Genomic DNA, 13,674 nt, shown 5'->3' with positions numbered 1-13,674 from the left:
CACGGTTTCGCGCGCTTTAGGCGAAAGGCGAGGTTGCCAGCGGTTTTGTGGCGCCGTTACTTCGATTCAATGGAAAGCGCCTTTCCCCCCATCGTCGAGCATTACCAGTCCCTGGTGGCGCGGGGACGCATCGAACACGACCCGCACCAGGCCGCTGTCGCCGCAAAGCTCGACAAGCTGCGCGAAGCCTTGGACGTGCGCCGGCTGGCCAAAAAATCCAGCGCGCTCGGCTGGATGTTCGGCGCGCGGCGCCCGACGGAAGAGCGGGTCAAGGGTTTGTACATCTGGGGGTCGGTCGGGCGCGGCAAGACCATGCTGATGGACATGTTCTTTGATTCCGTCGTGCTGGAGACCAAGCGCCGCGTCCATTTCCACGCCTTCATGGCCGACGCGCACCGGCGGATTTTCGACTGGCGGCAGAAGAAGAAGGCCAGTGCTGTCAAGGGCGACGACCCCATCGTTCCCGTCGCGGAGGCGCTGGCGAAAGAGGCGACGCTGCTGTGTTTCGACGAGTTCGCGGTCACCGACATCACCGACGCGATGATCTTGGGGCGGTTGTTCCAGGCGCTGTGGGCGCGCAACGTCACGGTGGTCGCCACCTCCAACGTCGATCCCGGCGATCTCTACAAGGACGGCCTCAACCGCGCGCTGTTCCTGCCCTTCATCGACATGATCCGGGCGCATATGGAAGTGATCAAGCTCGACGCGCCCAGAGATTTCCGGCTGGAGAGGCTGGAAAACGCCCCCGTCTGGCTCACGCCGCCGGACGACAAGGCGCGAAACGCCCTCGACGAGGCTTTCGTCGCGCTGAGCGGCGTCATCAAAGGCGCTGAAAGCCGCCTGCCGATCCTCGGGCGCGAGATCGTCGTCCCGCAGGCGGCCGGCCATGTCGCACGGTTCGATTACGCCGACCTGTGCAAAAAACCGCTGGGCGCGGCGGATTTCGTCATGATTGCCGAATGTTTCCACGCGCTGGTCGTCGACAATATCCCCGTGATCACACCCGACGAGCGCAATGAGGCCAAGCGTTTCATCAACCTCATCGACGCGCTCTATGACAAGCGCGTCAAACTGCTCGCTTCGGCCGCAGGCGAACCACACGAACTTTATCGGGCGCCCGAAGGACGGGAAGCCTTCGAGTTCGAGCGGACGGTGTCGCGCCTGATCGAAATGCGGTCGAAAGACTATCTGGCGCTGCCTCACGGCAGCATTGGAGCCAGCGGCGACATGGCCGGACTGGTCGATACGTGAGCGCGCCGGCGCGACAGATCGAGGCGGCGGCGGACCAGAGAATCCTCGAGCATGCCTGCGAGCATCTGCGCCGTTTCGGCCCGAAGCGGACGACGATCCTCGACATCGCCGAAGCCGCGGGCATGTCGCACGCCAATGTCTATCGCTATTTCCCCTCCAAACTTGCGCTGTTCGACGCGGTCACTGCGAACTGGCTGGCCGCGCTCGAGGGACAGTTGCGCGTGATCAAGGAGGGGCCCGATCCCGCCTACGACAAGCTGGAGCGGGCGCTTTCGGCGATCCAGAAGACCTATCGCGCCAAGCTTGAGGCCGATCCGGCTCTGTTCAAGCTGCTCTGCGACGCCATCGAAACCAACCGCGTGGTGGCGCGAAAACATCGCAACAAGATCCAGGGCGAGGTTCAGGCCATTGTCGAGGAGGGGATCAATGCGGGCTCGTTCCGCATGACCGACCGGCGAAGGGCGATGGCGCTGGTCTTCGACCTCGCCCATCGCTTCATTCAGCCGATTTCCATCGCGCTCGACCGCTCCATTCCGGCGCCGGACCTCGCCTTCCGCGCGGGCCGGGCTTTTGCAGCCATCCAGCGCAGCCTGGTTTATGGTGATCCCGACTTTGACATCTGACACTTTTTGTTTTTTGTCACCCATGCGTAATGCGAGGTGAGGCGAGCACAAGATTCAGCGCTAATCGCCTGTTCCTACCGAGCTTTTTCAGCTAAAGCTGCGGCCTGTTGTCGCAGCAGGGGCCGCCTTCCCGCCCCCGTTAGTCTTTCTCCCGACTTGAAAGCCTGACCGCTTGGAGGCACAAGCCCTCTCCGACATTGACGCCACCCCCGCGGCCTCCAGCGCGGAACATCAAGAGCAAGGACTAGGACCCATGGCGCGTAACAAGATAGCACTGATCGGAGCTGGCCAGATCGGCGGCACGCTGGCCCATCTCGCCGGCCTCAAGGAGCTTGGCGACATCGTCCTGTTCGACATCGCCGAAGGCACCCCCCAGGGCAAGGCGCTCGACCTCGCCGAGTCCTCACCCGTAGACGGTTTTGACGCGGCGCTGAGCGGCGCCAACGACTACAAGGCGATCGAAGGCGCCGACGTCGTCATCGTCACCGCCGGCGTGCCGCGCAAGCCCGGCATGAGCCGCGACGACCTGCTCGGCATCAACCTGAAGGTCATGGACCAGGTGGGCGCCGGCATCAAGCAATACGCCCCCAACGCCTTCGTCATCTGCATCACCAACCCACTCGACGCCATGGTCTGGGCGCTGCAGAAGTCGTCGGGCCTGCCGGCGAACAAGGTCGTCGGCATGGCCGGCGTGCTCGATAGCGCCCGCTTCCGCTATTTCCTCTCCGAAGCCACCGGCGTGTCGGTCAAGGACATCCACGCGATGACGCTGGGCGGCCATGGCGACGACATGGTGCCGCTGGTCCGCTATTCCACGGTCGGCGGCGTGCCGCTGCCGGAACTGGTCAAGTCCGGCTGGCTCAGCCAGGACAAGCTCGACGCCATCGTCGACCGCACCCGCAAGGGCGGCGGCGAGATCGTCGCGCTGCTCAAGACCGGCTCGGCTTTCTACGCCCCCGCCGCGTCCGCCATCGCCATGGCTGAATCCTACCTCAAGGACCAGAAGCGCGTCCTCCCGGTCGCCGCTTATCTCAACGGCGAATATGGCGTGACCGACACCTATGTGGGCGTTCCCGCGCTGATCGGCGCCAATGGCGTGGAGAAGATCATCGAAGTCTCCTTCGACGCGACCGAAAAGGAACAGTTCGCCAAGTCGCTGGCCTCGGTGCAAGGCCTGATCACCGCCTGCAAGCAGATCAATCCGGCGCTCGCCTGATTTTTTCATCAGCCCCCGGCCTGTCCGGGGCCATGCGGGTCCGCGCGGAAAAAACACGCCGGACCCGCTCAAGCTCTCATTGGGAGGTTTTGTATGAATATTCATGAGTATCAGGCGAAAGCCGTTCTCAAGGAATTCGGAGTGCCGGTTTCGCGTGGCGTTCCGGTCCTGAAGGTCGAGGACGCCGAAGCCGCGGCAAAGGAGCTCGGCGGTCCGCTCTGGGTCGTCAAGTCCCAGATTCATGCGGGCGGTCGCGGCAAGGGCAAGTTCAAGGAAGCCGCCGCCGGCGAAAAGGGCGGCGTGCGCCTCGCCAAGTCGATCGAGGAAGTCAAGCAGTTCGTCAAGGAGATGCTCGGCAATACGCTGGTCACCATCCAGACGGGACCGGCCGGCAAGCAGGTCAACCGCCTCTATATCGAGGACGGCTCCGACATCGAGAAGGAATTTTATCTCTCGGCGCTGGTCGACCGCGTGACGTCGCGAGTCTCCTTCGTGGTCTCCACCGAAGGCGGCATGGACATCGAGGAAGTCGCGCATTCGACTCCGGAAAAGATCGTCTCGTTCTCCGTCGATCCCGCGACCGGCGTCATGCCGCATCACGGCCGCACCGTCGCCCAGGCTTTGGGGCTGAAGGGCGACCTCGCCAAGCAGGCGGGCGTTTTGGTGGGCCAACTCTACAAGGCGTTCGTGGCCACGGACATGTCCATGCTCGAGATCAATCCGCTGATCGTCTCCAAGCAGGGCGAGCTGAAGTGCCTGGACGCCAAGGTCTCCTTCGACTCCAACGCGCTCTACCGTCAGCCGAAAATGCTGGCGCTGCGCGACGAGACCGAGGAAGACGCCAAGGAAATCGAGGCTTCCAAATATGATCTGTCCTATGTCGCGCTCGACGGCGACATCGGCTGCATGGTCAATGGCGCCGGCCTCGCCATGGCGACCATGGACATCATCAAGCTCTACGGCCATGAGCCCGCCAACTTCCTCGACGTTGGCGGCGGCGCCAGCAAGGAGAAGGTTACAGCGGCGTTCAAGATCATCACCGCCGATCCGAACGTGAAGGGCATCCTGGTCAACATCTTTGGTGGCATCATGCGCTGCGACGTGATCGCGGAAGGCGTGATCGCCGCGGTCAAGGAAGTGGGCCTCAGGGTTCCGCTCGTGGTTCGCCTCGAAGGCACCAATGTCGAACTCGGCAAAAAAATCATCGGCGAATCCGGTCTCAACGTCATCTCCGCCGATGACCTCGACGACGCCGCCCAGAAAATCGTCAAGGCCGTGAAGGAGGCTTGAGACATGTCCATCCTGATCGACAAGAACACCAAAATCATCACCCAGGGCTTTACCGGCAAGAACGGCACGTTCCACTCGGAGCAGGCGCTGGCCTATTTCGGCACCAAGGTCGTCGGCGGCACCTCGCCCGGCAAGGGTGGTGGGACCCATCTGGGACTGCCGATTTTCGATACGGTCGCTGAAGCCAAGGCCGCCACCGGCGCCGACGCGTCGGTGATCTACGTCCCGCCGCCGGGCGCGGCCGACGCCATCTGCGAGGCGATCGACGCGGAAATCCCGCTGATCGTCTGCATCACCGAAGGCATTCCGGTCGAGGACATGATCCAGGTGAAGCGCGCGCTGTCGGGCTCCAAGTCGCGCCTGATCGGGCCGAACTGCCCCGGCGTGATGACCGCCAACGAATGCAAGATCGGCATCATGCCCGGCAACATTTTTAAGGCGGGCAATGTCGGCATTCTCTCGCGCTCGGGCACGCTGACCTATGAAGCGGTGTTCCAGACCACCCAGGTCGGCCTCGGCCAGACCACGGCGGTCGGCATCGGCGGCGATCCGGTCAAGGGCACCGAATTCATCGAAATGCTCGAACTGTTCCTGGCCGACCCCAAGACCGAGTCGATCATCATGATCGGCGAGATCGGCGGCTCGGCGGAAGAGGACGCGGCGCAGTTCATCGCCGACGAAGCCAAGCGCGGCCGGAAAAAACCGATGGTCGGCTTCATCGCGGGCCGCACCGCGCCTCCGGGCCGCCGCATGGGCCATGCCGGCGCGATCATCGCCGGCGGCAAGGGCGGCGCAGAAGACAAGATCGCCGCGATGGAAGCCGCGGGCATCCGCGTCTCTCCCTCGCCGGCGCGACTGGGTTCGACCCTGGTTGAAGTGCTGAAGGGCAAGTGATTTTGGGGCGCGGGCGAAAGAAAAACGTCCGCGCCTTTTTCGTCCGCCGATCAATAGAGCCGTCGGCGGCGCCGGGAACACTCCGGCTTGAGGCTCGAATGCGTTCTTGAACGAATGCTTTGATCCCGCGGGCAAGCCGCTCCGGCGGCGGCGGGTCGAGAGGAACAACCATGGCGCGTCACGACAGCACACCCAATGGCGGCGGAGGAAACGGCCGATCGCAGACGAACGAGGCTTTCGCCGATTCGTCCTTCCTGTTTGGCGGCAACGCTGCCTATATCGAGCAGCTCTACGCGCTCTATGAGCAAAATCCCGCCGCCGTCGACGCCGAATGGCGCGAATTCTTCGGCGGTCTGAACGACGACGCCGCGTCGGTCGAAGCCAACGCCCGCGGCGCCTCGTGGAAGCGCAAGAACTGGCCGCTCGCGCCGCAAAGCGAGCTGGTCGCCGCGCTCGACGGCCAATGGCCCGTCAACGAAAAGGCGCTCGCCGACAAGATCAAGGGCAAGGCGGCAGCCAGCGGCAAGGGCGAGATTTCCGCCGCCGAATTGCAGCAGGCCACCCGCGACTCCGTGCGCGCCATCATGATGATCCGCGCCTATCGCATGCGCGGCCACCTGCACGCCGAACTCGATCCGCTGGGTCTTGATCCGCAGAAGGATCACGAGGAGCTGCATCCCTCGTCCTACGGTTTCACGGAAGCCGATTACGACCGCAAAATCTTCATCGACCATGTGCTCGGCCTGGATTACGCGACGATCCGCGAGATGCTGGCGATCCTGCGCCGCACCTATTGTTCGACCATCGGCTGGGAGTTCATGCACATTTCCGATCCGGCGGAAAAAGCCTGGATTCAGGAACGCATCGAAGGTCCGGACAAGGAGGTCAGCTTCACCAAGGAAGGCAAGCGCGCCATCCTGCAAAAGCTGATCGAAGGCGAGGGTTTCGAAAAATTTCTCGACGTGCGCTACACCGGCACCAAGCGTTTCGGCCTTGACGGCGGCGAAGCCATGCTGCCGGCGCTCGAGCAGATCATCAAGCGCGGCGGCGCGCTCGGCGCCAAGGAAATCGTGCTGGGCATGGCCCATCGCGGCCGCCTGAATATTTTGTGTCAGGTGATGGGCAAGCCGCACCGCGCCCTGTTCAACGAGTTCAAGGGCGGCTCGTTCCTGCCCGACGAAATCGAGGGCTCGGGCGACGTCAAGTACCACCTCGGCGCCTCGTCGGACCGCGAATTCGACCACAACAAGGTGCATCTGTCGCTCACCGCCAACCCCTCGCACCTCGAAATCGTCGACCCCGTGGTGCTGGGAAAGGTGCGCGCAAAACTCGACCAGGATCTGGATCGCGCCCCCGACGACCGCCGCTCCATCATGCCGCTGCTGATCCACGGCGACGCCGCTTTCGCCGGCCAGGGCGTGGTCGCCGAGTGTTTCGGCCTCTCGGGGCTGAAAGGGCACCGAACCGGCGGCTCCCTGCATTTCATCATCAACAACCAGATCGGTTTTACGACCTATCCGCGTTATTCGCGCTCCTCGCCCTATCCGTCCGACGTGGCGAAGACGGTGGAGGCGCCGATCTTCCACTGCAACGGCGACGATCCGGAAGCGGTGGTGTTCTGCGCCAAGGTGGCGACGGAATTCCGCCAGAAATTCCAAAAACCCGTCGTTATCGACATGTGGTGCTATCGGCGCTTCGGCCATAACGAGGGCGACGAGCCATCGTTCACCCAGCCGCTGATGTACAAGAAAATCCGGTCGCACAAGTCGACGCTGGATATTTATGCGGAAAAACTGATCGCCGAAGGCTTGGTCACCCAGGGCGAAGTCGACAAGATGAAGGCCGACTGGCGAAGCCGACTGGACGCCGAATATGAGGCGAGCCAGGGGTTCAAGCCGAACAAGGCCGATTGGCTCGACGGCCGCTGGTCCGGCCTGCGCGCCGTGCCGAGCGCCGATCTCGAAGACGCGCGTCGCGGCAAGACCGCCTTGGACGTCGACCAGGTCAAGGCCTATGGCAAGGTTCTGACCACGACGCCGGACGGATTCCATCTCCACAAGACCATCCAGCGCTTCCTCGACAATCGCGCCAAGGCGATCGAGACGGGCGAGGGCATCGACTGGGCGACAGCCGAATCGCTGGCTTTCGCCTCGATCGTCGACGAGGGCTATCGCGTCCGCCTCTCCGGCCAGGATTGCGAGCGCGGCACGTTTTCCCAGCGCCATTCGGTGCTGACCGACCAGGAAAACGAAAGCCGCTACGTGCCCCTGAACCACATCCGCGAGGGCCAGGGCCATTACGAAGTCATCAACTCCATGCTCTCGGAAGAGGCGGTTCTGGGTTTTGAGTACGGCTATTCGCTGGCCGAGCCCAATGCGCTGGTGCTTTGGGAGGCGCAATTCGGCGATTTCGCCAATGGCGCGCAAGTCCTGTTCGACCAGTTCATCTCCTCGGGCGAGCGCAAGTGGCTGCGCATGTCCGGTTTGGTGTGCCTGCTGCCGCACGGCTACGAGGGCCAGGGTCCCGAGCACAGCTCGGCGCGTCTGGAGCGCTATCTGCAACTCTGCGCCGAAGACAACATGCAGGTGGCGAACTGCTCCAGCCCGGCCAACTACTTCCACATCCTGCGCCGGCAGCTGAAGCGGGATATTCGCAAGCCGCTGATCCTGATGACGCCGAAATCGCTGCTGCGCCACAAGCGCGCGGTATGCACGATGGACGAATTGACCGGCGACGGCCATTTCCGCCGTCTGCTCTCCGACACGGCCGAGACCGACGCGAACGAAAAGATCAAGCTCGTCAAGGACGACAAGATCCGCCGCGTCATCCTCTGCACCGGCAAGGTCTATTACGACCTCTACGAAGAGCGGGAAAAGCGCGGCATCGACGACGTCTACCTGCTGCGCGTCGAGCAGCTCTATCCCATGCCGCTGAAGGCGCTGGTCGAGCGTCTGAAGCGCTGGAAGAAGGCCGATGTGGTCTGGTGCCAGGAAGAGCCGAAGAACATGGGCGCGTGGTCCTTCGTCGAGCCCTATCTGGAATGGGTGTGCGCGCAGGCCGGCGGCAAGAGCACGCGCGCCCGCTATGTGGGACGCCCGGCCTCCGCCGCCACGGCGACCGGCACGATGTCGCGCCACCTCGCGCAGCTCCAGGCCTTTTTGGACGACGCTTTCGCCAACTGAATCGGGACGCTACGCGGCGTCCCCCCTTTCCTTATGAGCCCCGCGCCCTGAGCGGATGAGGTTGCACATGTCCACCGACGTTATCGTTCCCACCCTTGGCGAATCCGTTTCGGAAGCCACCATTGGCCGCTGGTTTAAAAAGATCGGCGATGCGGTGAAAGCCGACGAGCCCCTGCTTGAACTCGAAACCGACAAGGTCACGCTCGAAGTCAACGCCCCCGCCGCCGGCACGCTTGCTGAAATCATCGCCAAGGACGGGGATACGGTTTCCCCCGGCGCGCTGCTCGGCAAGATCGGCGCGGGCGCCGGCGCATCGGCTCCGGCCGCCGCTCCAGCCGCAGCGCCTGCTCCCGCTGCTGCGTCGGCCCCCGCCCCGGTCGCGGACACCGCTGGCGCGGGCGCGCCGCCCTCCCCGGCGGCCGCGAAGAACGCGGCCGACCGCGGCATCGACGTGTCGCAGGTGCCAGGCTCCGGCAAGCGCGGTCAGGTTCTGAAAGGCGACGTGCTCGCCTACACCCCGCCGGCCGCCGCGCCGGCCCCGGCGCCGGTCGCGTTGCGCGCCCCCTCGGCGCCGTCGGACGCCTCACGCGAAGAGCGCGTGAAAATGACCAAGCTGCGCCAGACCATCGCGCGCCGCCTGAAGGACGCCCAAAACGCCGCGGCCATGCTCACCACGTTCAACGAAGTGGACATGCAGCCGCTGATGAGCCTGCGCACACAATACAAGGACCTGTTCGAGAAGAAGCACGGGGTGAAGCTCGGCTTCATGGGCTTCTTCGTGAAAGCCTGCACCCACGCCCTCAAGGAAATCCCGGCTGTTAACGCCGAGATCGACGGCACGGACATCATCTACAAGAATTTTTGTCATGTCGGCGTCGCCGTCGGCACCGACAAGGGTCTTGTTGTCCCGGTGGTGCGCGACGCGGACAAGCTGTCGATTGCGGGGGTGGAAAAGACCATCGCCGATTTCGGCAAGCGGGCGCGTGACGGCCAGCTCAAGATCGACGAGATGCAGGGCGGCACCTTCACCATCTCCAACGGCGGCGTCTATGGCTCGCTGATGTCGACGCCGATCCTGAACGCGCCGCAGTCCGGCATTTTGGGCATGCACAAGATCCAGGAGCGCCCGGTGGTGATCGGCGGCAAGATCGAGATTCGCCCGATGATGTATTTGGCGCTGTCCTACGACCACCGCATCGTCGACGGCAAGGAAGCCGTCACCTTCCTGGTCCGCGTGAAGGAGGCGCTGGAAGATCCGGCGCGTCTGGTCCTCGACCTCTGATCACGCCTTCCCACCATGCCCGGCCCGGCCGGGCGTGATGCCTCCAAGCGGAGAATTTCATGTCCTACGACCTCATCGTCATCGGCTCCGGCCCCGGCGGCTACGTCTGCGCAATCCGCGCGGCGCAACTGGGCCTCAAGACCGCCATTGTCGAGAAACGAAAAACCCACGGCGGCACCTGCCTGAACATCGGCTGCATTCCCTCGAAAGCCCTGCTGCACGCGTCCGAGGTTTTCGAGGAAGTCGCGCACGGCCTGGGAAAACTCGGCGTCAACGTCGGCAAACCAAAACTCGACCTTCCCGCCATGATGAAGCACAAGGAAGACACGGTCGCCGCCAACGTCCAGGGCGTCGCCTTCTTGCTCAAGAAGAACAAGGTCGATTGCTACACCGGGACCGGCTCGATCCCGGCCGCCGGAAAAGTGGAAGTGACCGCCGAGGACGACTCCAAGCAGGTGCTGGAGACGAAAAACATCGTCATCGCCACCGGCTCGGACGTCGCCCAGCTTCCCGGCGTCACTATTGACGAAAAGATCGTGATCTCCTCCACCGGCGCGCTCGAACTGCCGAAAGTGCCGGGCAAACTGATCGTCGTCGGCGCCGGCGTGATCGGCCTCGAACTCGGCTCGGTCTGGCGGCGTCTCGGAGCGGACGTGACAGTGGTCGAATTTTTAGACCGCATCCTGCCCGGGCTCGATCTCGACACCTGCAAGCAGTTCCAGCGCCTGCTGGAAAAGCAGGGGATCAAATTCAAGCTCGGCTCCAAGGTTTCGAAAGTCGAGACCACCAGCAAGGCCGCCAAGGTCACGGTGGAGCCGGCCGCTGGCGGCGACGCCTCCGTGCTCGACGCCGATGTCGTGCTGGTCGCCATCGGCCGCCGTCCCTATACGGACGGCCTCGGCCTCGAAGCACTGGGCGTCGCCATGGAGCGTGGCCAGATCGTCATCGACAGCCATTTCGCCACCAACGTTCCCGGCATTTACGCCATTGGCGACGTGGTGCGCGGCCCGATGCTCGCCCACAAGGCCGAAGACGAAGGCGTCGCCGTCGCGGAAATTCTGGCGGGCCAGCACGGCCACGTGAACTACGAGGTGATTCCCGGCGTGGTCTACACCAGCCCCGAAATCGCCTGCGTCGGCGCCACCGAAGAAGATTTGAAGGCCAAGGGCGTCGCCTACAAATCCGGCAAATTCCCGTTCACCGCCAACGGCCGCGCCCGCGCCGCCAACCACACCGACGGTTTTGTCAAAGTTTTGGCAGACGCGACGACCGACCGCGTGCTGGGCGTGCATATCCTTGGCTTCGGCGCCGGCGAAATGATCGCCGAAGCCGCCGTGCTCATGGAATTCGGCGGCTCCTCCGAGGATCTCGCGCGCACCTGCCATGCGCATCCCACCATGTCGGAAGCGATCAAGGAAGCGGCGATGGCGGTGGAAAAGCGCGCCATTCACATGTAATCCCGCAAACAAGTCGCGAAAGGCCCGGCGTGTCCGGGCCTTTTTTTTAGCCATATTTCTGCGACACTGTCTTTGACGACACGGGGACCGCCATGCGCGAACTGAAAAAATTCTTGTGGCTGGCGCTCGCCGGCTTGTTCCTTTTCGAAGCCTGGCTCTGGGATGTTCTGGGCGCGGCGCTCGCGTCGCTGGTGGCCGTGCTGCCGATCAAGGAAGCGCGCGCATCCTTCGAAGGCTTTGTCAAAAACCTTTCGCCCTGGGGCAGCCTTCCGATCTTCGTGCTTCCGATCCTGCCGCTGCTGCCGCTCAAGCTGGCGGCGCTGTTTTTCATCGCCCATCATCAACTCGTGCTGGGCCTGAGCTGTTTTCTGGCCGCGAAACTCGTTGGTTTTGCTGCGGGCGCCTATCTGTTCGATCTGTGCCGTCCAAAACTCCTGCAAATTTCCGGTTTCGAAAAACTCTACACCACGCTGATCCGCTGGCGCGCCATCGCCCATGACATGATCGAGCCCTATCGCGCCGAACTGCGCCGGCGCACGGAATTTTTGCGTGTCCGCCTCCGCGCTTTGCGCGGCGCCCGGGGCTCGTCGATGGTCGCGCGGCTGCGCGCCCGCAGCAAACGCTGGATCGCCGAGCGCAACGGGTAAAAGAATTTGCTCCCGAAGCGCCGACGGTCCATTTTGCGGATGTGTCGTCGCCTGAATCCACCGAATCCGCTGACGCCCCAAGGCTTCCGGCGCTCGCGCGGATGCTCGGGCGCTTGCGCTCGTCGCTGCGCGCCAATGAATTCGCGCTGGTCGCGGTCGCCGCGCTGATCGGCTGTCTCGCCGCGCTCTGCGTCACCGCGATGACTGAGACGGCGATCTTCTTTCATGAAAAAATCTACAATCTGCCCTTCGACGTGCGCCTCAGCGCCGCCGCCAAAGTGTCGCCTTGGGCGGCGTTTTCGTCGCTGATCGTCGCCGGCTTGATCCTCGGCGCCATGGAGGCGCGACGCCGCAAGAAAAAAATCCGCGCCGCCGTCGATCCCGTGGAGGCCAACGCCCTGCGCGGCGGCCGCATGTCGTTTCGCGACAGCGTTGTCGTCTCCCTGCAAACCCTCATTTCCAATTCCGCCGGCGCCTCTGTCGGGCTGGAGGCCGGCTATGCCCAAATCGGCGCGGCCTTTGGCTCGGCGCTTGGGCAGAAATTGCGACTGCGGCGCAATGACCTGCGCCTGCTGGTCGGCGCCGGCGCGGGCGCGGCCATAGCCGGCGCGTTCAACGCGCCCCTGACGGGCGCGTTCTACGCTTTCGAGGTCGTGCTCGGCGCCTATTCCATTTCCGGCGCGGCGCCGATTTTCACCGCCGCCATTGCGGGAACGCTCACGACAAAGCTGATCGCCACCGCGCCGTACCAGATCGAGGCGCCTGCGCTCCAGGCCCTGACCTGGAGTTCGTATGTCGCGCTGATCGGACTGGCGGCGCTGACCTCGGCGCTGGGCATTTTGGCGATGCGGGCCGCTGGCCTTGGCGAAAAGGCGCTCGAAGCCACAAAGCTCCCGCCCTTGTTCCGGCCGGTCATCGGCGCGGTGATCGTCGCGTCGCTGGCGATCTTCACTCCGCAAGTTCTCGGCGCCGGCCACGGCGCGCTCGCCCTGGACGTGGCGACGAATTTTCCCGCCGCCATCCTCCTGGCTTTCCTGGGCATGAAGCTCGTCGCCTGCCTGGCGTCGCTGGCGAGCGGCTTTCGCGGTGGCCTGTTCTTCGCCTCCCTGCTGATGGGCGCGCTGCTGGGAAAGATTTACGCGCTCGCCCTGGCGGAACTGTGGCCAGCGCTCGCGCCCGACCCCACTTTGTGCATCCTCGCCGGCATGGCGACGCTCGGGGCGGTGATCGTCGGCGGCCCCTTGACCCTCGCGTTCCTCGTGCTCGAAGGCGTTTCGGATTTTTCCGCCGCCAGCGCCATCATCGCCGCAACCATTGCCGCCAATCTGATCGCGCGCGCCACCTTCGGCTATTCCTTCTCGACCTGGCGGCTGCATTTGCGCGGCGAGAGCATCCGCAGCGCAAACGATATCGGCTGGATCGAGGAGCTGAAAATCGGAAAACTGATGCGGTCGGCGCCGCCCACCGCGCCCGACTGGATCGACCTCGACGCCTTCTGCGAGCTTTTTCCGCCCGGCGGCGAGCAATTTGTCGCGCTGGTCGATCGCGACGGCCGCTATGCCGGCCTCGTCAACGCGGCGGAAGCGCACGCCTACTCCCGCGACCGCGAGGGCTGGGCGAAAAACCTCGCGCGTCACACCGATATCGTGCTCTCGCCGGACATGAACGCCAAGACGGCGATGACCCTGTTCGACAATGCGGAGGCCGATCTGCTCGTGGTCGTCGCCCCCGAGACCGGAGAACCCGTCGGAACCGTCACCGAAACCTTTTTGGCGCGGCGCTATGCGGAAAAGGCCGACGCCGCCGCGCGCAACGCCATGGGGATCTAGTCA

The 13,674-nt window shown here is 64.0% G+C and carries 10 protein-coding genes; all 10 read left to right on the top strand.

Going from position 1 to position 13,674, the window contains the following annotated elements:
- Window positions 1–69 precede the first annotated feature (69 nt).
- The 10 genes from zapE to GJ654_RS07205 all read left to right on the top strand — a co-directional run bounded on the left by zapE (window position 70) and on the right by GJ654_RS07205 (window position 13,671).
- Window positions 70–1,251: a cell division protein ZapE gene (gene zapE, locus GJ654_RS07250; RefSeq protein ID WP_155445463.1), complete on the top strand. Its 1,182-nt coding sequence runs from the start codon at window positions 70–72 to the stop codon at window positions 1,249–1,251.
- Window positions 1,248–1,874, top strand: coding sequence for a TetR/AcrR family transcriptional regulator (locus GJ654_RS07245; RefSeq protein ID WP_155445462.1), 627 nt, complete (start codon window positions 1,248–1,250; stop codon window positions 1,872–1,874). The genes zapE and GJ654_RS07245 overlap by 4 nt, the downstream gene beginning before the upstream one ends.
- A 253-nt stretch (window positions 1,875–2,127) precedes the next feature.
- Complete coding sequence (gene mdh / locus GJ654_RS07240; protein ID WP_155445461.1) at window positions 2,128–3,090, top strand: malate dehydrogenase; 963 nt, start codon at window positions 2,128–2,130, stop codon at window positions 3,088–3,090.
- Between the two features lie 93 nt (window positions 3,091–3,183).
- On the top strand, window positions 3,184–4,380 hold the full coding sequence (sucC, locus tag GJ654_RS07235) for an ADP-forming succinate--CoA ligase subunit beta (RefSeq protein ID WP_155445460.1): 1,197 nt from the start codon (window positions 3,184–3,186) through the stop codon (window positions 4,378–4,380).
- A gap of 3 nt (window positions 4,381–4,383) precedes the next feature.
- Complete coding sequence (gene sucD / locus GJ654_RS07230) at window positions 4,384–5,274, top strand: succinate--CoA ligase subunit alpha (RefSeq protein ID WP_155445459.1); 891 nt, start codon at window positions 4,384–4,386, stop codon at window positions 5,272–5,274.
- A 170-nt stretch (window positions 5,275–5,444) separates the two neighbouring features.
- The gene (locus GJ654_RS07225; RefSeq protein ID WP_155445458.1) at window positions 5,445–8,456 is read left to right on the top strand and encodes a 2-oxoglutarate dehydrogenase E1 component; all 3,012 of its coding nucleotides are present in this window, start codon (window positions 5,445–5,447) and stop codon (window positions 8,454–8,456) included.
- Window positions 8,457–8,523: 67 nt separating this feature from the next.
- A complete protein-coding gene (gene odhB / locus GJ654_RS07220; protein WP_155445457.1) occupies window positions 8,524–9,738 on the top strand; it encodes a 2-oxoglutarate dehydrogenase complex dihydrolipoyllysine-residue succinyltransferase in 1,215 nt (404 codons plus the stop codon).
- 59 nt (window positions 9,739–9,797) lie between these two features.
- Window positions 9,798–11,195, top strand: a complete 1,398-nt coding sequence (lpdA, locus tag GJ654_RS07215; RefSeq protein ID WP_155445456.1) for a dihydrolipoyl dehydrogenase — start codon at window positions 9,798–9,800, stop codon at window positions 11,193–11,195.
- 92 nt (window positions 11,196–11,287) lie between these two features.
- The gene (locus tag GJ654_RS07210; protein ID WP_155445455.1) at window positions 11,288–11,842 is read left to right on the top strand and encodes a hypothetical protein; all 555 of its coding nucleotides are present in this window, start codon (window positions 11,288–11,290) and stop codon (window positions 11,840–11,842) included.
- Between the two features lie 101 nt (window positions 11,843–11,943).
- Entirely contained in the window at window positions 11,944–13,671 is a 1,728-nt protein-coding gene (locus GJ654_RS07205) for a chloride channel protein (protein WP_155445454.1), read from the top strand.
- Window positions 13,672–13,674 lie beyond the last annotated feature (3 nt).

Origin of the sequence: Rhodoblastus acidophilus, from assembly GCF_009720655.1 — a bacterium.
Classification (GTDB): Bacteria; Pseudomonadota; Alphaproteobacteria; order Rhizobiales; family Beijerinckiaceae; genus Rhodoblastus; species Rhodoblastus acidophilus_A.
This window is presented reverse-complemented; position numbering and strand designations above follow the sequence as displayed.